General features: G+C 54.8%; 23 protein-coding genes. 7 read left to right on the top strand and 16 right to left on the bottom strand.

Going from position 1 to position 22259, the window contains the following annotated elements:
• Positions 1 to 31: 31 nt before the first annotated feature.
• Positions 32 to 2617 (bottom strand): ATP-dependent chaperone ClpB, encoded by a 2586-nt coding sequence (clpB, locus tag M0P74_03660; protein ID MCK9362688.1) that lies wholly within the window; start codon positions 2615 to 2617, stop codon positions 32 to 34.
• A 226-nt stretch (positions 2618 to 2843) separates the two neighbouring features.
• Here clpB and M0P74_03655 point away from each other — a divergent pair, with 226 nt between their 5' ends.
• From M0P74_03655 to M0P74_03645, 3 genes are all read left to right on the top strand, one after another.
• On the top strand, positions 2844 to 4010 hold the full coding sequence (locus tag M0P74_03655; protein ID MCK9362687.1) for an acetyl-CoA synthase subunit gamma: 1167 nt from the start codon (positions 2844 to 2846) through the stop codon (positions 4008 to 4010).
• Between the two features lie 10 nt (positions 4011 to 4020).
• A complete protein-coding gene (locus M0P74_03650; GenBank protein ID MCK9362686.1) occupies positions 4021 to 4350 on the top strand; it encodes a 4Fe-4S binding protein in 330 nt (109 codons plus the stop codon).
• Between the two features lie 298 nt (positions 4351 to 4648).
• Positions 4649 to 5530 (top strand): epoxyqueuosine reductase, encoded by an 882-nt coding sequence (locus M0P74_03645; protein ID MCK9362685.1) that lies wholly within the window; start codon positions 4649 to 4651, stop codon positions 5528 to 5530.
• 47 nt (positions 5531 to 5577) lie between these two features.
• Here M0P74_03645 and M0P74_03640 read toward each other — a convergent pair whose 3' ends face one another.
• The 5 genes from M0P74_03640 to wrbA form a co-directional block, all read right to left on the bottom strand.
• Positions 5578 to 5925 (bottom strand): rhodanese-like domain-containing protein, encoded by a 348-nt coding sequence (locus M0P74_03640; GenBank protein MCK9362684.1) that lies wholly within the window; start codon positions 5923 to 5925, stop codon positions 5578 to 5580.
• A 41-nt stretch (positions 5926 to 5966) separates the two neighbouring features.
• A complete protein-coding gene (locus M0P74_03635; protein MCK9362683.1) occupies positions 5967 to 6812 on the bottom strand; it encodes a metallophosphoesterase in 846 nt (281 codons plus the stop codon).
• 253 nt (positions 6813 to 7065) lie between these two features.
• Complete coding sequence (locus M0P74_03630; GenBank protein ID MCK9362682.1) at positions 7066 to 7764, bottom strand: tetratricopeptide repeat protein; 699 nt, start codon at positions 7762 to 7764, stop codon at positions 7066 to 7068.
• A gap of 96 nt (positions 7765 to 7860) precedes the next feature.
• On the bottom strand, positions 7861 to 8190 hold the full coding sequence (locus M0P74_03625; GenBank protein ID MCK9362681.1) for a thioredoxin family protein: 330 nt from the start codon (positions 8188 to 8190) through the stop codon (positions 7861 to 7863).
• A 74-nt stretch (positions 8191 to 8264) separates the two neighbouring features.
• Entirely contained in the window at positions 8265 to 8882 is a 618-nt protein-coding gene (gene wrbA, locus M0P74_03620) for an NAD(P)H:quinone oxidoreductase (protein MCK9362680.1), read from the bottom strand.
• Between the two features lie 351 nt (positions 8883 to 9233).
• On the opposite strand from wrbA, the gene M0P74_03615 reads away from it, so the two are divergent.
• Together M0P74_03615 and M0P74_03610 are read left to right on the top strand one after the other, a co-directional pair.
• Positions 9234 to 9626, top strand: a complete 393-nt coding sequence (locus tag M0P74_03615; GenBank protein ID MCK9362679.1) for a DUF134 domain-containing protein — start codon at positions 9234 to 9236, stop codon at positions 9624 to 9626.
• 29 nt (positions 9627 to 9655) lie between these two features.
• The gene (locus M0P74_03610; protein ID MCK9362678.1) at positions 9656 to 10030 is read left to right on the top strand and encodes a NifB/NifX family molybdenum-iron cluster-binding protein; all 375 of its coding nucleotides are present in this window, start codon (positions 9656 to 9658) and stop codon (positions 10028 to 10030) included.
• A gap of 113 nt (positions 10031 to 10143) precedes the next feature.
• Here the strand turns inward: M0P74_03610 and M0P74_03605 are convergent, their stop codons facing one another.
• The 6 genes from M0P74_03605 to M0P74_03580 form a co-directional block, all read right to left on the bottom strand.
• Positions 10144 to 10950: a transporter gene (locus tag M0P74_03605; GenBank protein ID MCK9362677.1), complete on the bottom strand. Its 807-nt coding sequence runs from the start codon at positions 10948 to 10950 to the stop codon at positions 10144 to 10146.
• Positions 10951 to 11054: 104 nt separating this feature from the next.
• Entirely contained in the window at positions 11055 to 11579 is a 525-nt protein-coding gene (locus M0P74_03600) for a hypothetical protein (protein ID MCK9362676.1), read from the bottom strand.
• A 13-nt stretch (positions 11580 to 11592) separates the two neighbouring features.
• The gene (locus M0P74_03595; protein ID MCK9362675.1) at positions 11593 to 11883 is read right to left on the bottom strand and encodes a hypothetical protein; all 291 of its coding nucleotides are present in this window, start codon (positions 11881 to 11883) and stop codon (positions 11593 to 11595) included.
• Between the two features lie 188 nt (positions 11884 to 12071).
• On the bottom strand, positions 12072 to 13424 hold the full coding sequence (locus tag M0P74_03590) for a sigma-54 dependent transcriptional regulator (GenBank protein MCK9362674.1): 1353 nt from the start codon (positions 13422 to 13424) through the stop codon (positions 12072 to 12074).
• Complete coding sequence (locus M0P74_03585) at positions 13421 to 14674, bottom strand: ATP-binding protein (protein MCK9362673.1); 1254 nt, start codon at positions 14672 to 14674, stop codon at positions 13421 to 13423. The genes M0P74_03590 and M0P74_03585 overlap by 4 nt, the downstream gene beginning before the upstream one ends.
• Positions 14675 to 14799: 125 nt before the next feature.
• Positions 14800 to 16224 (bottom strand): sigma 54-interacting transcriptional regulator, encoded by a 1425-nt coding sequence (locus M0P74_03580; protein MCK9362672.1) that lies wholly within the window; start codon positions 16222 to 16224, stop codon positions 14800 to 14802.
• A gap of 241 nt (positions 16225 to 16465) precedes the next feature.
• Between M0P74_03580 and M0P74_03575 the strand changes: the two genes are divergently transcribed.
• Positions 16466 to 17815 carry a tetrathionate reductase family octaheme c-type cytochrome gene (locus tag M0P74_03575; protein MCK9362671.1) on the top strand — a complete coding sequence of 450 codons (1350 nt, stop codon included), beginning with the start codon at positions 16466 to 16468 and terminating at the stop codon, positions 17813 to 17815.
• 425 nt (positions 17816 to 18240) lie between these two features.
• The gene (rpoH, locus tag M0P74_03570) at positions 18241 to 19101 is read left to right on the top strand and encodes an RNA polymerase sigma factor RpoH (protein ID MCK9362670.1); all 861 of its coding nucleotides are present in this window, start codon (positions 18241 to 18243) and stop codon (positions 19099 to 19101) included.
• A gap of 2 nt (positions 19102 to 19103) precedes the next feature.
• Here rpoH and dnaB read toward each other — a convergent pair whose 3' ends face one another.
• The 4 genes from dnaB to rpsR are packed head-to-tail and all read right to left on the bottom strand — an operon-like array spanning position 19104 to position 22257.
• On the bottom strand, positions 19104 to 20456 hold the full coding sequence (gene dnaB / locus M0P74_03565) for a replicative DNA helicase (protein ID MCK9362669.1): 1353 nt from the start codon (positions 20454 to 20456) through the stop codon (positions 19104 to 19106).
• 35 nt (positions 20457 to 20491) lie between these two features.
• The gene (rplI, locus tag M0P74_03560; protein ID MCK9362668.1) at positions 20492 to 20938 is read right to left on the bottom strand and encodes a 50S ribosomal protein L9; all 447 of its coding nucleotides are present in this window, start codon (positions 20936 to 20938) and stop codon (positions 20492 to 20494) included.
• Positions 20939 to 20983: 45 nt separating this feature from the next.
• Positions 20984 to 21946 (bottom strand): YybS family protein, encoded by a 963-nt coding sequence (locus tag M0P74_03555; protein ID MCK9362667.1) that lies wholly within the window; start codon positions 21944 to 21946, stop codon positions 20984 to 20986.
• A gap of 35 nt (positions 21947 to 21981) precedes the next feature.
• Positions 21982 to 22257 (bottom strand): 30S ribosomal protein S18, encoded by a 276-nt coding sequence (gene rpsR, locus M0P74_03550; GenBank protein ID MCK9362666.1) that lies wholly within the window; start codon positions 22255 to 22257, stop codon positions 21982 to 21984.
• Between the last annotated feature and the right edge of the window lie 2 nt (positions 22258 to 22259).

Below are 22259 nucleotides of genomic sequence, written 5' to 3'. Positions count from 1 at the left end.
AACACGCCGAATAGTTGTTATTGCCGTATGTTCATGTTTTCTTTAGTGAAATAGATGTTCCATCGTAATCTATCACGATTGAGTTCCCCTCGACGAACTTGCCTTCCAGGAGCTCCATTGCCAGACGGTCGAGAATTTCCTTCTGCATTACCCTTTTCAAGGGTCGGGCGCCGTACACCGGAGAGTAACCTTGGCGAGCTATATAATCTTTTGCTTTTTGTGTCAATTCAACCGTTATTTTCCGTTCCTGGAGGCGGGTTCTGATCAGGTTAAGCTGGATGTCGATGATCCGCTCGATGTCCTCCATCCGCAGGGAATGGAAAATGATGATATCATCGATTCTGTTCAGAAATTCCGGCCGGAAGGTCGCCCGGAGGGCCTCCATGGCCCTGTCTGTCTTTTCCTCTTCTGACAAAAGCGGATCCTGGATCGCGCTGCCGGCAATATTCGAGGTCATAATCGCAATCGTGTTTTTGAAGTCAACCGTGCGGCCATGGCCGTCCGTCAGCCTGCCGTCATCGAAAATCTGCAGCAGGATATTGAAGACATCAGGGTGCGCCTTTTCGATTTCGTCGAATAATAGAACGCAGTACGGTTTCCTGCGGACCGCCTCGGTCAGAAATCCCCCTTCATCATAACCGACGTAGCCCGGAGGAGCGCCGATCAGTCGTGCTACCGAGTGCTTTTCCATGAATTCCGACATGTCGATTCGGATCAAGGCTGCTTCGCTGTCAAACATGAATTCCGCGAGCGCCTTGGCCAGTTCGGTCTTGCCGACTCCGGTCGGGCCGAGAAAGATGAAGGAACCGATTGGCCGGTTTGGGTCCTGAAGGCCGGAACGAGCCCGGCGCAGAGCGCTGGAGATGGCGGCGATCCCTTCCCGCTGTCCGATGACGCGTTTGGAGAGACGCTCGTCCATCTGGAGGAGTTTCTGGACGTCGCCCTCAATCATCCGGGAAACGGGGATGCCCGTCCAGTTTGCCACCACCTCGGCCACATCCTCGGCGTCCACCTCTTCCTTGAGCATCTGTTTTTCCGTCTGCGCCTCCAGCAGTTTAAGATTTTCCTGCTCCAACTCCCGGTTCAATTCGACGAGTTTTCCGTACCGTATTTCCGCCGCCCGCGCGAGGTCGCCTGAGCGCTGGGCATTTTGCTCCTCGATCTTGAAGCTCTCGATCTGTCCCTTGATGCTCTGAATTTTCTTGATCGCTTCCTTTTCGCTCGCCCAGTGGAGCTTCATTTTGTCCATCGCTTCGCGGTGATCGGCAAGCTCCTTTTCTATCTTTCCCCGCCGCTCGACGGAGGTTTTGTCGGTCTCCTTTTTCAGCGACTGCCTTTCGATCTCGAGCTGGATTACCCGTCGGTCGAGGGCGTCAATCTCCGCAGGCATGCTGTCGAGTTCAATGCGCAGTCGGGATGCCGCCTCGTCAATCAGATCAACCGCCTTGTCGGGAAGGAAGCGGTCGCTGATATACCGGTTTGACAGGGTTGCCGCGGCGATAATCGCCGCGTCCTTAATCCTCACCCCGTGGTGCACCTCGTAGCGCTCCTTGAGCCCCCGGAGAATCGCGATCGTGTCTTCAACCGACGGTTCCTTGACGATGATCGGCTGGAAACGCCTCTCCAGGGCCGGGTCCTTTTCAATGTACTTGCGGTATTCGTTCAGGGTTGTCGCTCCGACGCAGCGCAGTTCTCCCCGGGCCAGGGCGGGTTTCAGCATGTTCGAGGCATCCATGGCCCCTTCTGAGGCCCCGGCGCCGACGACGGTGTGGATTTCGTCGATAAAGAGGATAATCTCCCCCTGCGCGGTGGAAACCTCTTTCAGCACGGCCTTCAGGCGCTCTTCGAATTCACCCCGGTACTTTGCTCCGGCGATCAAGGAGCCGATATCGAGTCCGATAACCCGTTTGTCCTTGAGACTTTCCGGAACGTCGCCGTTGACGATCCGCTGCGCCAGCCCCTCAACGATCGCTGTTTTGCCGACGCCCGGCTCGCCGATCAGCACCGGGTTGTTCTTTGTCCGACGGGAGAGCACCTGCATAATTCTGCGTATTTCCTCATCCCGGCCGATAACCGGATCGAAGGCGCCGCTGCGGGCCAGTTCGTTGAAATCGCGGGCATATTTTTTCAGCGCCTGGTACTTTTCTTCCGGATTGGGATCGGTGATCCGCTGATTTCCCCGGATGGAAACGAGAACCTGGAAAATCGCATCCTTTGTGATGCCGTTTGCCGCAAACAGTTTCGCCAGCGGCGCCCCCTTTTCGTCGGCCATGGCGACCAGAATGTGCTCGGCGCTGACGTACTCGTCTTTCAGCCGTGCTGCCTCGCCCAGGGCGGCATCCAGAATGCGGTTCAGCCGTGGCGAGAGGTAGGTTTGCCCTGTCGTGGCGCCCTCTACTTTGGCGATTTTATCAAGCGCTTTTTGAAGCTCTTCCTCGATGTCCCGGACGTTTGCCCCCAGCTTGCGGAGGATATCGGGAACGATTCCCTCCGGCTGCTTCAAAAAGGCAAAGAGCAAATGCTCAACATCGACCGCCTGGTGGCCATGCTGCGCTGCGATACCCTGCGCTTCCTGAAGCGCCTCCTGCACCTTCAATGTAAATTTATCGAATCTCATAGAGAATTTCCTCCTTATTTTATAACAATTACACCTGTGGCGGTAAGTTAAACATGGACAAAAAGGATGTCAAGAATGGCCGGGGTAGATAACAGGTAAAGACGGAAAAGGTTGACGACCAGAAGCCATCCCTGTATAAAGCCGCTATGTTCATTTACTGAAAATCAGGCTGCCCTGCTGCCGTTGTTTTTATTTATTGGCGGTTGCCGGGAAGAGAGGAAGTGTAATGAATCAAACAAATCAGCCTTCTTACTGCCAAAGCAAAAAGACCGTCTTTTTGCCATCATTTTCCGTGTCCGCCTGCTGTGCGGGTGAAGCCGGCGAGAACTCGCCGATCCTTCCGCGTCTTGACCAGGGTTTTGTGACCGGGACCTTGGCAACGCCAGTAGGTTTACTGCCCAGGGTATCGGCACAATTGCAAGGGCGGGATCATTGGGGGGCGATCAAGGCCCGCTGGGGGGTCGGCCGGATGGATTACACCGTTGATCCGGGTCTTTACGCGCTGGGAAATCCGGATCGGGAGTCGCCCGTCCTGGTGAGCGCCAATTACAAGCTGAGTTTTGACGCACTGAGGTGCGCTCTGCCCGGCCGGGACCTCTGGCTGCTTGTGCTCGATACGAAGGGAATCAACGTCTGGTGCGCTGCCGGCAAGGGAACCTTCGGTACAGAGGAGCTGATAGGCAGGATAGAAACCAGCGGTTTGAAAGAAGTAGTCAGCCATCGTACTTTAATTCTGCCGCAATTGGGGGCGCCGGGCGTGGCCGCCCACAAGGTCAAGAAACTATCCGGATTCGGCGTTCGCTTTGGTCCGATCATGGCCGAGGACATTCCCGAATATCTCGATGCCGGATTTAAGGCCACAAGCGCAATGCGGCTTAAAACCTTCTCCTTCCGGGAGAGAGCCGTCCTGATTCCGGTCGAACTGGTCGAAACCATAAAAACGGCCTTGATTATTGCGCCGCTTCTTTTTCTTCTCGGTGGCATCGGCGGCCCGGCCGGTTTCTGGGAGAAAGCCCTTCATGAAGGGGTTTTTGCCGTTCTGGCCTTTCTGAGCGCGATCGGGGCGGGGGCGGTAATCCATCCCCTGCTTTTACCGTATCTTCCGGGGCGGGCGTTTGCGGCAAAAGGGCTGGCGCTGGGAACGGTTGTGGCGGTCGTGATGCTTTTTCTGCACGGATACGATCCGGCGCTTTGGGCGGGACGGCTCGGCATTCTGGCGTGGCTGCTGATCATCCCGGCGGTAACGGCCTTTCTGGCGATGAATTTTACCGGGGCATCGACCTTTACCTCCCCTTCCGGCGTGAACAGGGAGATGCGGTGGGCGCTTCCCACGCAGATAGGGATGGGTCTGACCGGCCTGCTTTTGTGGGTGGCGTCGAGTTTGATTGCATAGGAGTCGTGCGATGAGGCAACTTAATTATTTGAAGAATGTGGTTACCCTGAAACTCAATAAAGAGAAGTGTACCGGCTGCGGAACATGCTTGGATGTGTGTCCGCACGCGGTGTTTCAAATGAACGGCCGCCATGTCGAAATCACGAACCGGGACGCGTGCATGGAGTGCGGCGCCTGCAGCGTGAATTGTCCCACGGAAGCGATTTTCGTGCAGGCCGGCGTTGGCTGCGCGGCGGCGGTAATCAACTCCATGCTGGGGCGCACTGGCCCGTCTTGTTGCTGCATTACCGAATCAGGCGCCCCGTCGTCCGGCAAAAAGGGAGCGGCAGCTTGCTGTTGATAATCCGTGTTCGTACACAGTACTCGCCATCGTAAAGGGGGATGAAAATGGAGGGACGCGCTTCGTCGCGTCTGGGGCGGCTGCAGGAAGCCTCAAAAACACCGCAATGTAATATGACGATATTGTTAGTATAAATTCTATTTTCATATAAACCCCCATGCCCGTGGGGCACAACGAAGCATGAAAATCCCCCCTTGCCCCCCTTTGGCAAAGGGGGGATGGGGGGATTTTCATACAAATCAAAATTTATACGCGTATTTCAAGCGAAGAGGCTTCTCAAGCGATCAGGAGATGTATCATGACGGAAACGGGCGGCATAAAGAAAGATCCGGCGAGTTGGATTAGAGAGCGCGTCCTCCAGTACGCGGCTTCCGCTGAAAACAGCATGCAGTTTGAAGACAGCAATGAACCGGCGTGGGCGGAGCCGCTCGTCGGCTTTTCCCGCGGCGATGATCCTCTTTATCAACAGTTTAAGGATGATATAGGCCCGTTCCACTGGACCCCGCAGGAGATATTCGCCGCGACCTTTCCCGGGCTGCAGGCAGCCCCCGGCGAGTTGACTGTGGTCAGTTGGATTCTGCCGCAGACGGAAATGACCCGGCTTGACAACCGCCGGGAAAAGGCCGTTTCGGCAGAGCGATGGGCAAGGTCACGCAAGTATGGGGAGGAATTCAACGTCAAGCTGCGCGACCATCTGGCTCGGGTCATCAGCGAGACCGGCCACGAGGCAGTGGCGCCTGTGAACTCGCCCGCCTGGAAAAGGGAAGAATCGCCCCGCTTTGGCTTTGCCTCGTCCTGGTCGGAGCGGCATGCGGCATTCGCCGCCGGCCTCGGCACCTTCGGCCTGTCCGACGGCCTGATCACCCCTATGGGCAAAGCGATGCGCTGCGGCTCCATTGTCGTCCGGATTGCCATCCCCCCGTCGGTGCGGCTCTACACCGATCATCACGCTTACTGCCTTTTCTATTTGGATGGGAGCTGCGGTAAATGCATCGAGCGCTGCCCGGCGGGCGCCATTACCAGCAAGGGGCATGACAAGGAAAAATGTGCGGCCTACGCCCACAACGTATCGTCCAAAGCGATTCAGGAAAGGTTTGGTTTTGAAACGTCCGGCTGCGGTCTCTGTCAGGTCGGCGTTCCCTGCGAGGCGAAGATTCCTCTCCCGGGAAGTATTGGATGAGACGCGAAAAACACGCGCCTGCTGCGAGCTTTAAGCTTCTGCCGGTTTTACTTTACAATCTTTCGCTTCATTTTCTTGGCTGCGTTTTCAAGCGGTCCGAGATTCACGACATCTTTATATAGCAGTTTTTCGAGGGTTTCTTTCGCTATTTGCGATCTCCTGCCGCTTCGACAATAGACATAAATCCGGCGAGATCTGTCTTTGGCAACCGTCCCGATTTTCTCCCCTATAAATTCGTAAGGAATCAGGATGGCTCCTTCGAGATGGCCGTTTCTCCATTCGGCTTCGGTTCGGACATCGATTATGAGCGGATTTGCGTCATTAGCTCCGCAATCAGACGAGACCGCTCCGAAAACCAGTTCCACGGCCAACAAAACGAAAAACAACTTTTTCATCTATCCTCCCTATAACTTTCTTTTGAATCTCCGATATCTTTTCACCGTCGCGAAGACGACCCTGGATTGTCCCCCTCCTTATTCACCTTGACCATCTCCGTCGTTGCCTCGCCGTTTTTCACCCGCACCAAAACGATATGGTAAATCGGAACTCCGGGAAAGCCGAATTTGATCAGGGACGCGCCGGCCCCGGCGGCAATGAGGGAGGGGATGCCCTTGATTTCATCCCGGTCGTAGAGATGAACATGAAAATAGAAAGCCGCCCGGACTTCCTTTGCAGCGAGTGCATTTTCAAGCTCGGCCGCTCCATCGCTGAAGGTATGCCAACTCCAGCGCTCTGTTTTCGGCGGGATATGCATGGCAACAAAGGTATTTTCCCGCTTTTCTGCCAGTTGACTGTCCAGATAGTTCAGGGAGGGTATTTTCAGGGCATAGCTTGCGTTGTCCAAGGCGATTATCCTCAGCTTCAGTCTGGCAGAGTCGAGTGAAAAATTGGCCGGACCGATTTTTTCCGCAAAAATCTTCCGGTTCTCATGATTGCCGATAACCACAAAGAGGGGCACATCGGGGACGACTTCATTGACAAGGGATAGGAAATGGTCGGTCTCCTTTTCGCTCCCGCGGTCGGAATAATCGCCGCCATGGAGGATAAAAAGCGGGTTATAGGTTTTGGCCAGGGCCAGCGCTTTTTTAAATATGCTGTCGTTACCCCGGCTGTCGCCGAGCACGACGAACGTAAAATCAGTTGGTGAAACCTTTTCGATTCCTGCCGGGAGTTTTTCCATTGACCGTTCATAGAGAGTTGCAGCATGGGTATTGGCGGCCCAGACAAGAAACAGCGCGGCTGCAAACATTACTATATGGGAAAGCTTCTCTATTCTGTACATAAGGCTTTTCCTGAAAATAATTGGACTTGTAAACTCTGACAAAAGAAGGAAGCAGGATGATTGAGCGATGGGTCGGGTCGATAGCCAGCGCGCCCCGATCAGAGGGGGTGCGCCTCGCTGGATTCGCTCGCTCCCCGTTTCTTAGTTCCGTTTTTTCGAGTTCACAGTCCCCGGCAAGCATCACCAGTTGGGCTGGCAGAAATCTGCACCTATACGATCTGGCAGACCGACTGCAAAGAAAAGCGGAATTCGATCAGGGGCGCGCTTTTTTCGGAGCGATCGGCGCCCCGGCCGGAGGGGCTGCCGCCATCGCGGCCAACTGCTGTTCGATATCTGCACGGTTGGGATAATTCGGGCTGACCGTCAGCAGTTTTTGCCACGCCTTTTTTGCTTCTGCGCTGTTGTTTTTGCCCTGCAGGTAAACCAACCCGATGTTGTAGAGGGTCTGCAGATGGTTCGGGTCCACCTGGAGCGACTTCTTAAACTCGGCGATCGCCGCGTCAGGCTGATTGAGGCTCCAATAGCTGGTGCCCCGATCCGTGCGCACGTTGGCATTACTGGGATCGATCTCCAGCGCCTTGCCGTACCACTCGACTGCCTGCTGGTGCTGTCCCTGATCGTAATAGAGGTTGCCGAGCTGAATCAGCGCGTCGAGGTTTTTCGGATTGGCCATCAGCAAGGCCCGGAGGCTGGCCTCATTTTGCGCGGCGATTGCCGGATTCTGAGCTGGCGGCTGGTTTGGGGAGGCGGGAGATGTCTGCGCCCGGAAAGGCGCCGATGAGCCGGGGATGCTTATCCCGCCGGATTGACTGCCGAAGAAATAACCGATGCCCACCCCGATGCAGAGGCAGACGAAGCCGGTCAGAAAGAGACGTGCCGCCATTTCATTCGGAGCGAGTCTCGGCGCTTCTTTCGTTTGCGTTTGGATCTGCTGTTTGTTCTGCCTGGCCATATCTAATAAACCTCCACTATCCGTAATTTACACAGGACCATCAAAGGGTCTGCGGATGAATAAAATTATCTTCTGTGGACACTGTGCGCTTCCCGGTTAAGGACAGGCGGCAATAAACTCCGTCAACTGTTGCTTGGTTAGTCCCACGCCCGGAATGCCGTCCAGTCGTTGGGAAACAACCCCGTTCTCAAAGAAAAGCACCGTGGGAAAAACCTCCACCGCATATTTCTCCCCGATAATCTCCTGATCGTCGCGGACAAACAGAAAATTATGGTCCGGATCTTCAGCGTGCTTCTCGAAGATGGGCAGGAACTTTTTACAAAAAGGGCACCAAGAGGCATACCAGAGGGCAATTACCCGGTTCCTGGCGGTCAGCATTTTCTCCAGATCCTGCTTTTGCTCGACCCAATTACTGTTATCCTTCATATTAATACACGCTCCTTTGCTGATAAACGCTTTGCCGATGCATAACCTGTCTTGCCCTCGGCGGGGCCGCATCTTTAAGGTTTACGGGACAATTTGGAGGCGACCTCGGCCACATGTCTTCCCTGAAAGCGGGCCGCGGCCAGTTCATTTTCCGACGGCAGCCGCTCGCCTTTGCCCCCGGCAATAGTGGAGGCGCCATAGGGGGAACCGCCGGTCATTTCGTCGATGCGCGTCTGTCCGGCGAAGGCATAAGGCAGGCCGACTACGACCATCCCGTGGTGCAGCAGCGTAATATGAAAACTGAGGATTGTCGATTCCTGACCGCCATGCTGGGTCGCGCTGCTGACAAAGACGCTGCCGACCTTGCCGACAAGCGCCCCCTGACTCCAGATTCCCCCGGTCGCATCGAGAAACTGGCGCATCTGGCCGCACATGTTTCCGAACCGCGTGGGCGTGCCAAAGATGATGGCATCCGCCTGGGGAAGATCCTCCACCTTGCAGACCGGGATGTGGGCCATGGCCTGCTGAGACTCCAGCGCACCCATTTTTTTCAGAACCTCTTCCGGGAGGGTTTCTGGCACACGGTACAGACGAACATCAGTTCCGCCGACCTCTGCGGCGCCTTCCCTTACCGCTTCCGCCATGCGGTGGATATGGCCGTACAGGGAATAATATACAATGAATATTTTCATGACGTTCCCTCCTTATGTTTAGTTGAAGCCTTCATACACCTGATTTGATAAAATTACAATCTCAGGGATCTTGCTTACGGATAAATTTGTTCTGCCCAATAAGCCTGGCGCACCGCCCGGAGAACGCCTCCAGCGGATGCCCGCCGCAGGCGTTCGAACCATTCCCGCTGGTTTCCCAGTCTGGGGTGTTCATCGACGTGAGCGGTATAGGTTTTAAAAAACGAGATAAATTATTGCGATGCAAATCATTCTTGCCGGAGCCTTTGCAAGCTGTGTCCGGGAAAAGGATGCCGTTTTCAGCCTTGACTTATTATGAGCATATGCTTATATTGTTCGACGAGGGGTGCGACTATGCCAAGACCGAAGTGTTGCCGACAAATCTTCGCAATGCCGGGAAAAATCCGTTTCCAGCCGGAGGGGGAGAAGTCTTCGCTTTTTGCTGAGGTTTTGTTGAACCTCGACGAATACGAGGCAATCCGCCTGGCCGATCTCGAGGGGTTGTACCAGGCGCAGGCGGCATCGCGGATGAACATTTCGCGGCAGACCTTTGGCAGGATCATCGAGGCGGCCCACAGGAAGGTAGCCGATGTTCTTGTCAACGGTAAGGTCTTGAGGATTGAGGGCGGTTCCGTCTCCATGAGGGCGGAAAAACCGGTACGCTGTTCAAGCTGCCGGCGGGCGCTGACCCCTGAATGCGGCAAGTGCAGTGAACGGAGTTGTCCGCATTGCGGGGAATATGCATAATATGAAACTGTTTTGAAAAGGAGAAATTTATGGAAAATTTTATGAAAATCGCTGTACCGTCACGTCAGCATCAGGTGGATGCACACTTTGGCCATTGTGAATACTTTACGGTATTTACCGTTGACGATGTGAAAGGAATCATTTCAGAGGAAACCGTTTCGTCTCCGGCAAATTGCGGCTGTAAATCAAATATTGCCCAGACGCTCGCCGAGGTCGGCGTCAAGATGATGCTGGCCGGAAACATGGGACAGGGGGCCGTGAACGTGCTAAACAGCTGCGGAATCGATGTCTTGAGGGGCTGCTCGGGCGATGTGCAGGCAGTTGCCGAAAGTTGGCTTGCGGGAAGACTTAAGGATTCGGGAATGACCTGCGATCTGCACGAGCACGGTTGCCATGAGGCCTGAAGGATTCCGCCCTTCGTTTCTCAGAAGCAATGCGATCCGGATCGCATTGCTTCTGAGCTATGCCATTGCCGCCTTTGTCTGTCCGATCGTTCTGAACGAGTCGGCCGCTTGGATCAAAAACGGTAGATCATGCTGATCCCGCCGCCGTAATCGGGACTTGCGTCAGTGAAGCCTGCCGATCCGTAAAAGTCCCATGAGATTCGGCGGGAGTGGGTGAAGTTTATATTGAGCCGTCCCTCGGCCTGGGCGTCCGCGCCGTCCGAGCGTGCTGACGAGCCTTTGGCCAGCGCGGAGACAAACAGCCGCTCTGTCGTCTGGATGCCTGCTCCGCCGAGATAGCTGACATAGTTGCGGCCTAAATAGTCTGATTTGCTGTTCTGTAAGATATATGCCCCCTCGCAGAACAGTTGGATGTTTCCCAGCCATTTGGAAATTGAAATCCCCGGCCCCGCCTCCACCGTGCCCGTACCCAAACCGCGGTTCAGGTCTCCCGAGGGGACCTTCAAATAAATAGTGGGGCGGATTTTGGGGATTCCCTCGCCATCGGCAAGCAGGGTCCAGCCGGTTGTCATGTTGATATCCCCAACGCCGGATTCCTGTACCGTCGTTGCGGAAGTCGGCGCCTTCTTTATGCTACTGGCTGCTCGACCCCGTCCGGCGCCGCCGGAGCGGGTTACGATCATCCCACTGTCGGATTTGCTGGACAGGTAAAGCAGCGGGGCCTCAAGGGTGATATCCAGCCTGTCTGTTGGATATAAATAAACCGACAGCGGCATCGTGACCAGTGTGGCGTCGGCGCCTGCGCCATAGTTGCCGTGCGCAACCTCAAATCCTATTCCTACAGCGGATGACGCAACGTTGTTCAAACGAGGCTCGCCATCGTGCGCCAAGACCAGCGGCGAGTGTGCGAACAGTGCCAAACAGAGAACCACTCCTATTTTATTTCGTACGCTCAGAGTCATGCTCATCATTCCCTTTCGGTTATCATAGACAAAACATTTTCACTGCATTGATCAAGATGATTTCATCGCCCGCGACGTCCCCCGGCGCTGCCGCCACGGTAAGCCTGCCCCCCGGAATCGCCACCCGGTCGTCCACTCCGAAGACCGCCGGACCAGGAGGGTTTTCCGTTTGTATCGCGCAGTTCGATGGTCGCTCTACCCGCAACGCTGATCTGCTGCGACAGCAGGTAGGTTCTCCCGTCCTTGCCCTGGGCAAGCGATCCGCGCACAGTCGCCTGCTCCCCAATCTTCCAGTCCAGGTTGTCATCCTGTAGATACCAGGCAGGTCCAAGAACCGCGACGATCTGCTCGCCCGGGAGATTCAGATCGACGGCGATCAGGCCTCCGGAAAGCTGGTGAGGGGGAACCGCAACAGGTCCGCTGATCTTCACGACTGTGTTGCGGTCATACCCCAGTTCCAGATCCAGACCGCTTTTATCCTGTTGCCTGGAGTTGCCGAACCCCCAGAACGCATCGGCGGTTCCTCCCAACACTAGCAGAAGTGCCGTTGCCGCAATCAGGATATAAAAGCGCTGGATATTTCTCATTTCACATTAACGTTTAGGGAGTCGGGCTTTGGGGATGATTTATCCCGGTCCCGTCCATTACCCCGCGCCCATTGCCGGGGCGCGTGGTCGATCCGTTTGCCCTGGTTCCTGTGGTTAGGAAAGAACCGTCGCGGCGCTGAACGCCCGCCGGCCGAACCTGGGTCGTAGATTGGGTCATCGTCTGAACACCCTGTCCCCTGCCACCGCCGGCGCCTGAAATCCCACCGCGGGCAAAGGATTCGCCTCCAATGACCAGAACGGATGCCGCCACTGCTGCCATCATCATCATGCTTTTTGCTTTCATCTTCGTATCTCCTTTATCGTTTTGATCGGGAACCATTTCCCGTTGCCATAAGATAGAGCAGATACCGTGCCAAGCTCATTATTAAGTGTATCTAACTATTATCACAGGTGTTAATACATGGAGCCCAAAGAGCTTCAGATATTAGTGGTGCAGATATTGCACAAGGCATGCCAATTCTGCACCGCCGATCAACCGTCAGTCATCCCATACTCCTTGAGGCGGTATTGCAAGGTACGCTTCGAGATTCCCAGACGTTCCGCCGCCAGACGGCGGTTTCCGCCGCAACGTGCCAGCATCTCCAGGATGGCCTCCCTCTCCCGTTCCTGGAGGCTGCCGTCCGTTACGACCAATGATTGTTTGAGCGGCCAACGGATAAGCTCCGGCAGATCGCTCAGGGTGATCCTGCCGCTGCTCAATATTACGGCCCGTTCGATAACGTTCTGCAACTCACGGATATTCCCAGGCCAGTCATAGTTTGCAAAAGCGGCATGCACCTCCGATTCTACGACAGAAACCGCCTTGCCGATTTGCCGATCAGCCCGCAATGCCAGGTACTCGGTGAGGATCGGCAGTCCGTCGCGCCTTTCCCGCAAGGGAGGCAGCTGGATCGGAAAGACATTCAGTCGGTAGAAGAGGTCTTCCCGGAACCTTTTTTCACGGATTTCGGTTGCCAAGTTCCGGTTGGTTGCCGCGATAATCCTAACATCGGCCCGGATTTCCCGGAGCCCACCCAGGCGCTCAAATGTCCTTTCCTGCAAAACACGCAGCAGCTTTGCCTGCAACGCCAGGGGCAGCTCGCCGATCTCGTCGAGAAACAGGGTGCCGCCGGCCGCCAACTCGAACTTGCCTGGGCGTGCCTGCGTCGCGCCAGTGAAGGCCCCCTTTTCATGACCGAACAATTCGCTCTCCATCAGATTTTCAGGGATTGCCGCACAGTTTATCGCGACAAAGCCGGCGTCATGCCGTGGGCTTGCAAGATGGATAATCCGGGCCGCCAGTTCCTTGCCGGTGCCGGACTCGCCGCTGATCAGTACCGAGGCCGGAGTCTCCGCCACATTTGCGATCAGACGGCGTACCTTCGCCATCGCTGTGCCTGCAAAAAGCACCTTTTCCGGTGGCATTCCAGCGACCTCCCTGTCCCTCAAGGCAGTCAGTGCCAGTTCCCGGCGACGGCTCTCCAAGGTCCGGCGAACCAGGGTCCGCAAGGCATCGGGGTCTTTAAGCGGTTTTGTTAGAAAGTCGATGACTCCCTCCTTGAGCGCCGATACCGCCTCTTCCACCGTGCCGAAGGCGGTAAGCAGGATGAAAGGAGGGGTAAGTCCCTCGGCCTTGGCGGCTCTGAACAGATCCAGCCCCTCCATACCCGGCAACCTCAGGTCTGAAAGAACCAGATCGTACGAACGGCGGCGCAGGGCCAACAACGCCTGCAGGCCGTCTTTTTCCTCCACTACTTCGTAATGCTCATCCTCAAGGATCGCAACCAAAAGCGACCGAAAGGTTGGGTCATCCTCAATGATCAGTATTGTGGCCTGATTTGTCATAGACTCTTCCTTTCGCGACAAAATGGCAGGAGAACAGTAATCTCGGCCCCGCCTCCGTCGGTGTTTGCGGCGCTGATTTTGCCCCCGCACCCTTCTGCTATCTTATGGCAGACCGCCAGACCCAGACCGCTGCCATGCGGACGGGTTGTATAAAAGGGATCAAATGCCTTTTTTATAGCCTCTTCCGTAAAACCGGCGCCGCTGTCTCGAACCTTTAGTGTGACAATTTGCCTTCCCTCCGTTACCGTTGCCTGGATTGTTCCTCCCGACGGGATTGCCTGCAGGGCGTTGCTGAAAAGATTGATCAACAGTTGTCGCAGTCTCTCCGGGCGGCAGGCAACCCAGACTCCGGATTGTATCGACAGCTTCAAATTTACCGTCTGAACATTTGCGCGGTCAGACATTATGTTCCAGGCTGTGTTAAGCAACTCCTCATTCAGGAGGGTGCAGCCGTTGTCAGGGTCATCCTGCCGGGCATAGTCAAGCAGATCGTTTACCAAGCCCTCCAGTCGGATTGCTTCCTGCGCGATCAAGGCGGCAAAGCCGCGGGAACGTTCCTCGGTTATTCTCTCTCCAAGCAACTGGGCGTATCCCTTGATGCCGGCCAGGGGCGTGCGCACTTCGTGGGCCAGCACAGCCCCCAATGTGCCCAGCCGGGCCATCTGCTCTTGTCGGGCCATCTGTTCCCGATGTCTTGCATCGCGTTTCAGCAACCGAGTCAGCAGAAAACCCAGTATCCAGAAGCCCAGCGTCAGCGTCAGCAGAATGATCGCACCGGCGCGGGCCCGGTTGATGATCTGATCGGCCTGCCAGGTATGAAGCACCAGCCTTAAAACCATGCTCTCCCCTGACAGGTGCAGCGGCAAATTGCATTCGTAAACCTCCTCCCCGGTGCCCAGACGGATGCGGTTTTCGACAGGCGCGGAGGCAGAGAAGGCGGGAAGGTAACGGTCGTCCTTCACCATTTCTCCTGTCAGCTCGGGATTCTGGTGAAAGCGGACCCGACCGGAACGGTCGATCAGGGAAAAATAGGCGATATCCCGGTAGTGAAAGTTGGCCAGAGTTTTGAAAGATGGATCGCGGGCAGCCAGATATTCAATCGTCTGCCCCAGCGAAAGGGCCACGCCCTGCAGCAAAGCCCGAGCCACAGGTCGGGCGTTCAGTTGGCTGTTTACGGCAAACCACAGCAGGAAGGCGGTCATAAGGATGCCACCCATCAGCAGCAAGGTATCCGCGCTGGGCCGTTGCATTTGAAAATGCACGTTTCCCTTCCGGCCATCATTAGCTGATTTTATCTTCAGACAGCAATTCATCAGTATTCCCGTTTACGGGCTTTTCCATCTCCTGAACGCCGGGACGGAGCCCGCGCTCTCATTCATCCGGACGACTCCAAATGACTTTGCGGGTCGGCCGCATCAGACCGAATGCGAGATTCTATCCGGATGTCGTGCCGCCTAAGCAGTTTCCAGAGCGTGACCCGGCTTATCCCCAACAGACGGGCCGCCTCCTGCCGGTTGCCGCCCGTATCATGAAGAATTCTGATCAGTTCCTCTCGCCTTGTCCGGTCGGGCGCGCTCTCCTGCCGGCGGTAAGGCAGGCGAGGCTGCTCCTCTTTCAGGGACGGCAGGTGGCAGTCGGAAATCAGCTCTTCATGACAGACGACGAAGGCGTATTCCAGAACGTTGAGCAGCTCCCGGATATTGCCGGGCCACTGCGCGGCCGTCAGAAGCTCCATGGCCTGCTTCGTCACCCCCTGAATATTCTTCTCTGTTCTAACCCTGATGGTCCGGATAAAATAGTCCACCAGCAAGGGGATATCTTCCGGTCTTTCCCGGAGCGGGGGCAGGCAGATAGGGATCACGTTCAACCGGTAGAAAAGATCTTCCCGGAATCGTCCTTCCCGGCACAGCGCTTTAAGGTCCCGGTGGGTTGCGGCGATGATTCGCACGTCGACGGGGATTGGCGTCTGCTCGCCGACCCGCTCGATCTCCTTTTCCTGAAGCGCCCGAAGAAGTTTGATCTGCATTGCCAGCGGAATGTCGCCGATTTCGTCCAGGAAAAGGTCCCCCTTGTGGGCCGCTTCGAAGCGCCCTTTGCGGTCCCTGGCGGCGCCGGTGAAGGCGCCCTTCACATGCCCGAACAGCTCGCTCTCCAGCAACGACTCACTCAGGGCTGCACAGCTTACCTTGACCATGGCCCGCTTGTTCCTCCGGCCCAGGTGATGGATGGCATTTGCCGCCAGCTCCTTCCCCGTCCCGCTTTCTCCGTAGATGATGATCGGGGCGTCGGATGCCGAGGCGTTGCGGATGAGTTCGAACACATCCGCCATCTTGCTGCTTTTTCCGACAATCCCCTCGAAGCTCTCCTGAGGCGAAAGCAGGTGTTTCAACTCCCGGATCACCTCTTCCTTTTCAACGAGATCGGTAATGTCCGTAATGGTTTCGACTCCGCCCACCGTCTTGCCGCTGCCGTCTTTCAGGATTGCGGCATTTTTCAAAACGTGGAGCGTGCCGCCGTCCTTTCTGCGGAGCAGGCAGCGACGTTTGATCACCATCCTCGAGGAAAACAGGTCGCAATCACTTTTAGTCCAGCCGTTTTCATGCGAATGCCCGGAAACGCAAACGTTGCAACCGAGGATTGTACAGGGCTGCCCCACCAGCGCATTTTTGTCATAGCCGGTCATCTCCTCCAGCGCCCGATTGGACGTCAGGATCGTGCAATCGCCATCGACAACGATGATGCCGTCCATCATTGTATCCACAATGGTTTCCCAGTATTGTTCAAAATGGCTGTTGGTCATAACTTAACATTTCTCTCCCGTTTTTGCCGTTTTTCGACGGCCGATGAATGTTAATAAATTAACTTCTGTTAATTATCAAGTGTTAATTTATTGTTAACGTCTATAAGGCGTTCAAGCCACGGAAACGTTATGTATCCATAAGACGTTGTATTCTGGTTTATTTTTTTATTGATCCCACTTGGTTGCCACTGGTGCATGTTTTGCTTATGACCGGCAAATTCAATAAAAGGAGGATGTTTATATGAAATTTAGGATCGTCGTAAGTGCCGCCATATTGGGATTGGCGGTGACGTCAGCCGCCCTGGCGGGTCCGAACCATGCTGACTTCATTGCCGGCCCGTTCAAGAGCGGCCCCGAGGTTACCGCGAAGTGTCTCGAGTGTCACAAGAAACAAGCCCAGGATGTCATGAAGACACCGCACTGGACCTGGTCTGACGAGCAGGTGGTTAACGGCCGGAAAATGGCCATAGGCAAGAAGAATGTCATTAACAATTTCTGCATTGCCGTCCCTTCCAACGAGCCCCGCTGCACGGTCTGTCATGCCGGATACGGTTACAAAAATAACCAGTATGACTTCACCAAGGCGGAGAACGTGGACTGCCTGGCCTGCCACGATACGACGGGTACCTATAATAAGGTTTTCCCGGAGGTGGCGCCGGATCCCAAGGTCGATCTGACTAAGGTGGCCCAGACGGTCGGCAGGACTTCCCGCAAATCCTGCGGCTCCTGCCACTTCTACGGCGGCGGCGGAGACCATATCAAACATGGGGATCTCGACTCCTCGATGACCGACCCGACCGCGGAGATTGACGTCCACATGGGCGGCAAGGCCAAGATGAGCTGCACAGACTGCCACAAGACCAAGAATCACGTGATTCGGGGCGAATCCCTGATGGTCTCGCAGGGGGACAAGCTCCGCGTGCAGTGTGTAGATTGCCACGACAAGCCCGAGATCCACAAGAACGCGGTGCTGAACCGCCATGCCAAAAAGGTTGCCTGCCAGACTTGTCACATTCCGACCATCGCCAAGACGCTGCCGACCAAGGTCTGGTGGGACTGGTCCAAGGCGGGTCAGGATCGGAAGCCGGAGAAGGATGCTTTCGGCATGGAGACCTATGCGAAGATCAAGGGGGAGTTCAAGTGGAACAAAGATTTTGCCCCCGAATACTTCTGGTACGACGGCAAGGTGGAGCGGAGTCTTCCCGGCGACAAGATCGATCCGAACAAGGTGGTTGAGTTCAACCGACCGCTGGGCGACCGCAAAGATCCGAACGCTCGGATCACCCCTTTCAAGGTGATGAGAGGAAAGCAGCCCTATGACGCTGGAAACAACACCATGGCCTATGTCCACCTCTTTGGAGGTTACTGGAAAAACTTCGATTGGGGGAAGGCCGTCGAAGATGGGATGAAAGCCGCCGGGATGCCGTACAGCGGCAAATACGGCTTTGTGGAGACCCGTATGGTCTGGCGGGTGAACCACATGGTCGTTCCGAAGGCGAAGGCTCTCAAATGTATGGATTGCCACGGTTCCAAGGGACGTCTGGACTGGAAGGCCCTGGGCTACGAAGGCGACCCGATGAAGAAAAAATAACCGATCTCACCGCCGTGCGGGTTTCCCTCCCACTGTTTCCCCACGCAGGGCGCCCATTGACGCTCACTGAATAAGTCCATAGAAATCCCAATAATTTGAGGAGATGCTTGTCATCTTCACCTTATCCAACAAGAGCATTTGAACTTGATATTTCGGGAGAATTGTTGCACAAGAAACCTTCCGTGGGTAGATGCCTTTCCCCTGGCATGACCTCACATACAGTGCCGCCCGCGAAAGGTCAATTAGCTGCAGGCTGGGCAGAGAAGGGGTTGAGGTTCAAGATGATGGCAACAGGGCGGCAAATTATCAGGGTGTTGACTTTGGCAATGCCTTAGCAGTCGCCCCGGTGTTCCCTGGCCTTTCGCCGCTTTCGGAAAGCGACTTGGCTTGGATTTTGACGCGTTTAAATTACAGGAGGATCTGCTTTGTATATTCCGGCTGTTACGGGGACCCTTGATGTTTATGTTGCGGAAATAAATCGGTTTCCCATCTTGACGGCGGAAGAGGAGTTTGAACTCGCCGTCCGGTTCAAAAAATACAATGATATGCAGGCAGCGGAGAAGCTCGTTGTCTCGAATCTGCGTTTTGTGGTCAAGATTGCCCATGAATACCGGAATTACGGAATGAAACTTCCCGATCTTGTTCAGGAAGGCAACATTGGCCTGATGCATGCCGTAAAGAAGTTCGACCCCTACAAGGGTTACCGTTTGATTTCCTATGCCGTTTGGTGGATACGCGCTTATATACAGAATTATCTCATAAAATCATGGAGCTTAGTTAAAATTGGCACGACCCAGACCCAGCGGAAGCTCTTCTTCAAGCTGGGCCAGGCAAGAAAGACGCTGGAAACCCTCTCCGAGAAGCACGCGGAGTTTTCAGAGATAGCCGAATCGCTGGGAGTCAAGGCAGAGGAGATTGCGGAGATGGAAACAAGGATGGGAAGCCGCGATCTTTCGCTTAACACTGCCGTCAATGACGAGAGTGAGTCCACCCATCTGGATTACCTGACCGATGATGGCGAGGATCAGGAAACGTCCCTGATCCGGAAAGAGGAGACGTCCATAGTCCAGCGCAACATAGCCGGGGCGCTTTCCAAACTGAATGATAAGGAGAGCTTCATCATCCGCAACCGGGTCATGGCTGATAATCCGCTGACCCTGCAGGAAGTAGGCGATCACTTTCGGGTGACCAGGGAGCGGGCGCGGCAGATAGAAAAGCAGGCGTTGAAAAAGATGGCTCTCGCTATCCCGTATCTGCGGGAGGAGACCAAACTGCTGGAGGCCTGATTTTATTCTTTTGCGACAATCGCCAGGTTTTCAAAACGGGTGTATTTCTCCTGGAAGGCCAGTTTCACGATGCCGGTAGGCCCGTTTCTCTGTTTGCCGATGATTATTTCGGCGATCCCCTTTTCCGGGTTGTCTTCCGATTTGTTGTAAACATCGTCGCGATAGATAAAGGCAATAACATCCGCGTCCTGTTCAATCGCACCGGATTCCCGCAAATCCGCCATCATCGGCCGACGGTTGGTGCGGTCCTCCACTTTTCGGTTTAACTGGGAAAGGGCAATGACCGGCACCGAGAGTTCCTTGGCGAGGGCCTTCAGGGAGCGGCTGATTTCCGAAATTTCCTGCTCGCGGGAATCACGGTACGCGCTTCCCCGCATCAGCTGCAGATAATCAAGAACAATAAGTCCCAGCCCCGCTTCCGCCTTGAGCCGTCTCGATTTTGCCTTCATTTCGATGACGGTAATCGCCGGCGTGTCATCTATGTAAATGGGGGCATCGGACAGACGTCCGGCTGCATCTGTCAGTTTCGGCCAGTCCGTTTCTCCGAGAAAGCCCTTGCGCAGACGCTGTGAATCAACGCGGGCCTCGGCGGCGAGCATTCTCATGACAAGCTGCTCCTTCGCCATTTCCAGCGAGAAGATTGCCACCGGAACGCCGGTTTCCTGCGCTGCGTATTGGGCGATGTTCAGGGCAAACGCCGTTTTCCCCATGCTGGGCCGGCCGGCGATAATGATCAGATCGGATTTCTGCAGGCCGGAAGTGATGTCGTCCAGCTTGTCAAACCCGGTGGCTACCCCGGTGATCAGCTCTTTATTAGTATAGAGCTTTTCAATGGTTTGAAAACTGTCTTTCATTATCTCCCGGATCGGAGAAAAAGAGGGGCGTATCTTGTTTTCGGAGATCTCGAAGATGGCGTGTTCCGCCTGATCCAGAATCTGATCGACATCCCCGCCCACGTCGTAGCTGTTGTTGAGTATCTCGGTCGCCGCGCCGATCATGTTGCGCAGTATGCTCTTTTCCTTAACAATCTTGGCATAGTAGGCGATGTTCGCCGCCGAACCGACGTTATCTACCAGCGAAGCCAGGTAGGATACCCCCCCTACCTGGTCAAGCTTTTTCTGATCCTTCATGATGTTGCTGAGCGTAATCAGATCGGCTGGTTCGTTGCGGTTGTTCAGCTCGAGGATCGAGGTGAAAATCTTGCGGTGGGCGTCGCTGTAGAAGTCAGACTGGGTAAGCACCTCCAGAACCGCATTCAGCGCCTGATTGTCGAGCAGGATTCCCCCCAGAATGGATTGCTCCGCTTCAAGGTTTTGCGGGGGAATCTTGTGCAGGGAAACGTCTATGTCTTTCATCGAAAAAGCGCCGGCCTAACTTTGCTGAACATGGTTTATCCTTCCGCAACTACCGCTACTTTTATTTCGGCTGTGGTCCCGCCGCCGACTTTGATGCGGACCGGGAATTCACCCAGCGCCTTGAGCGGCTCATCCAAAATTATATTCCTTTTATCAACTTCGATTCCCAAAAGGCCAAGCGCCTCCTGGATGTCCTTGGCGCCGACAGACCCGAATAGTTTTTCCTGCTCGCCCACGCGCCTGGCGATTGTGCAGGTTATTGCACCCAGTCTGGCCGCGATCTCTTCGGCCTTTTTCCGGTCTTTTTCAGCCTGAACCATTATCCGTTTCTTTTCGTGTTCAAAGGCCTTGATGTTCCTACCGTCGGCCTCGGAGGCCAGTCCCTTGGGGATCAGGTAATTGCGGGCATATCCATCGGCAACCTTCACCAGATCGCCGGCTTTTCCGAGAGTGTCTATCCCCTGATTTAAAATGATCTTCATTTTTTCCTCCTTTGAGGATGGCGACACTTAATGCCGCCATCATAATTATTGGTTTCCATCCGTATGGTTTACATCTTTTATCCGCTTGCGGAAATCAACCCACAAATCGAAAAGGCCCAGGGCAACAACTATTAACAGCATATACTGCTGGATCAGGATCAGTCCGTAGAAGAAAAATCGGAACAGCCGCGGGATTTGTTTCTTCCGGAAGAAGAACGCTGTGATGGCCAAACCCTGAAACATATAGATCATGCAGAGAATAATCAGCAGATTCATCCCGAGTATGACAATGCTTTCCCCAGGGAAAAACAGCATTCCTCCGGCGGCGATAAAAGTCCAAACCAGCCATTCCGGCGCTTTCCATAAAGTCAGATCTCCGAATTCGGGAAAGGAAAACTTCCTGACCCGCAATAACATTTGTCCCGCCAGCAGATTTGCCCATACCATAAGCACGCTTCCTGAAATTCCCAAGGCTGGGAAAACACCGGCAAAAAAGCGTGTGATCTGCCCGGTGTTTTCGCGGATCACCTTAATTTGCTCCTGAGAAATATTCAACTGGCTGTAAAGCTCAATGTTTTCTTTTATTAAAGCAGCCGCATAACGTTCGATCAGCTTCCAGGGGGCGATGTCGGCCTGCCAGGAGCGCAAGATGATAAAAGCTGCACCGCAAAAAAACAAAAACAGGGAAGCCGTCAAAATTGTCTTTTCGAACGAATAATTGCGCTTTAGAACCTCTGACAGCAGGAGCCCCGTGATGGCGATCATCAACAGCGTCGGCAGATGGACAGGCTGCTTCAGGAGGGATAGAATGCCGTACGACGTCAAAAACGAAGCCGCCAGAACCGAAAACCCGCGCAGCCGGCCCAGATGGGAGGCGTAATAGAGAACGGGCAACGGGGTCAGGACGACAACGAGCGGGCCTATAAAAGGAACCAAGGCCACGAAGAGGAAGGTGACGGTAAGGATCATCCATCCCTGCAGCAATTCATTGTCAAGGGTTCTTGCCAATATCAAGTTCTGAGCCAGTCTTGTTTCAGCGTTATTTATCCCTCGGAAACGGCAAAAGGAAGCAGTGCGATCGTTCTTGCCCTTTTTATCGCCACGGTAATCTCCCTCTGATGTTTTGCACAGTTTCCGGTGATCCGGCGCGGCATTATTTTGCCCCGTTCGGTTATAAACTCTCGGAGTGTCTGGGGATCCTTGTATTCAATATTCAGGTTATGGTCCGTACAGAAGCGGCAAAATTTTCTTTTGTGGAAGAACTTCTTCTGAGTGCGCGGTCCCTTTCCCGGCGTTCTTGTTGCAGGTGTAAAAGCCATGA

The sequence above is a fragment of the Syntrophales bacterium genome (assembly GCA_023229765.1).
Taxonomy (GTDB): domain Bacteria; phylum Desulfobacterota; class Syntrophia; order Syntrophales; family UBA5619; genus DYTH01.
Note: the sequence above shows the minus strand (reverse complement) of the source record. Positions and strands in the feature narration are given on the sequence as shown.

What these genes read in the sequence shown, in the direction of transcription:
- M0P74_03625 (MCK9362681.1), bottom strand. Translation starts at nt 8,190, where the DNA reads ATGAAGGATAACAGTAATTGGGTCGAGCAAAAGCAGGATCTGGAGAAA.
- M0P74_03645 (MCK9362685.1), top strand. Translation starts at nt 4,649, where the DNA reads ATGACGGAAACGGGCGGCATAAAGAAAGATCCGGCGAGTTGGATTAGA.
- clpB (MCK9362688.1), bottom strand. Translation starts at nt 2,617, where the DNA reads ATGAGATTCGATAAATTTACATTGAAGGTGCAGGAGGCGCTTCAGGAA.
- rplI (MCK9362668.1), bottom strand. Translation starts at nt 20,938, where the DNA reads ATGAAGATCATTTTAAATCAGGGGATAGACACTCTCGGAAAAGCCGGC.
- M0P74_03650 (MCK9362686.1), top strand. Translation starts at nt 4,021, where the DNA reads ATGAGGCAACTTAATTATTTGAAGAATGTGGTTACCCTGAAACTCAAT.
- M0P74_03575 (MCK9362671.1), top strand. Translation starts at nt 16,466, where the DNA reads ATGAAATTTAGGATCGTCGTAAGTGCCGCCATATTGGGATTGGCGGTG.
- rpsR (MCK9362666.1), bottom strand. Translation starts at nt 22,257, where the DNA reads ATGGCTTTTACACCTGCAACAAGAACGCCGGGAAAGGGACCGCGCACT.
- wrbA (MCK9362680.1), bottom strand. Translation starts at nt 8,882, where the DNA reads ATGAAAATATTCATTGTATATTATTCCCTGTACGGCCATATCCACCGC.
- M0P74_03585 (MCK9362673.1), bottom strand. Translation starts at nt 14,674, where the DNA reads ATGCAACGGCCCAGCGCGGATACCTTGCTGCTGATGGGTGGCATCCTT.
- M0P74_03630 (MCK9362682.1), bottom strand. Translation starts at nt 7,764, where the DNA reads ATGGCCAGGCAGAACAAACAGCAGATCCAAACGCAAACGAAAGAAGCG.
- M0P74_03590 (MCK9362674.1), bottom strand. Translation starts at nt 13,424, where the DNA reads ATGACAAATCAGGCCACAATACTGATCATTGAGGATGACCCAACCTTT.
- M0P74_03600 (MCK9362676.1), bottom strand. Translation starts at nt 11,579, where the DNA reads ATGAGAAATATCCAGCGCTTTTATATCCTGATTGCGGCAACGGCACTT.
- dnaB (MCK9362669.1), bottom strand. Translation starts at nt 20,456, where the DNA reads ATGAAAGACATAGACGTTTCCCTGCACAAGATTCCCCCGCAAAACCTT.
- M0P74_03640 (MCK9362684.1), bottom strand. Translation starts at nt 5,925, where the DNA reads ATGAAAAAGTTGTTTTTCGTTTTGTTGGCCGTGGAACTGGTTTTCGGA.
- M0P74_03580 (MCK9362672.1), bottom strand. Translation starts at nt 16,224, where the DNA reads ATGACCAACAGCCATTTTGAACAATACTGGGAAACCATTGTGGATACA.
- M0P74_03655 (MCK9362687.1), top strand. Translation starts at nt 2,844, where the DNA reads ATGAATCAAACAAATCAGCCTTCTTACTGCCAAAGCAAAAAGACCGTC.
- M0P74_03615 (MCK9362679.1), top strand. Translation starts at nt 9,234, where the DNA reads ATGCCAAGACCGAAGTGTTGCCGACAAATCTTCGCAATGCCGGGAAAA.
- M0P74_03595 (MCK9362675.1), bottom strand. Translation starts at nt 11,883, where the DNA reads ATGAAAGCAAAAAGCATGATGATGATGGCAGCAGTGGCGGCATCCGTT.
- M0P74_03635 (MCK9362683.1), bottom strand. Translation starts at nt 6,812, where the DNA reads ATGTACAGAATAGAGAAGCTTTCCCATATAGTAATGTTTGCAGCCGCG.
- M0P74_03610 (MCK9362678.1), top strand. Translation starts at nt 9,656, where the DNA reads ATGGAAAATTTTATGAAAATCGCTGTACCGTCACGTCAGCATCAGGTG.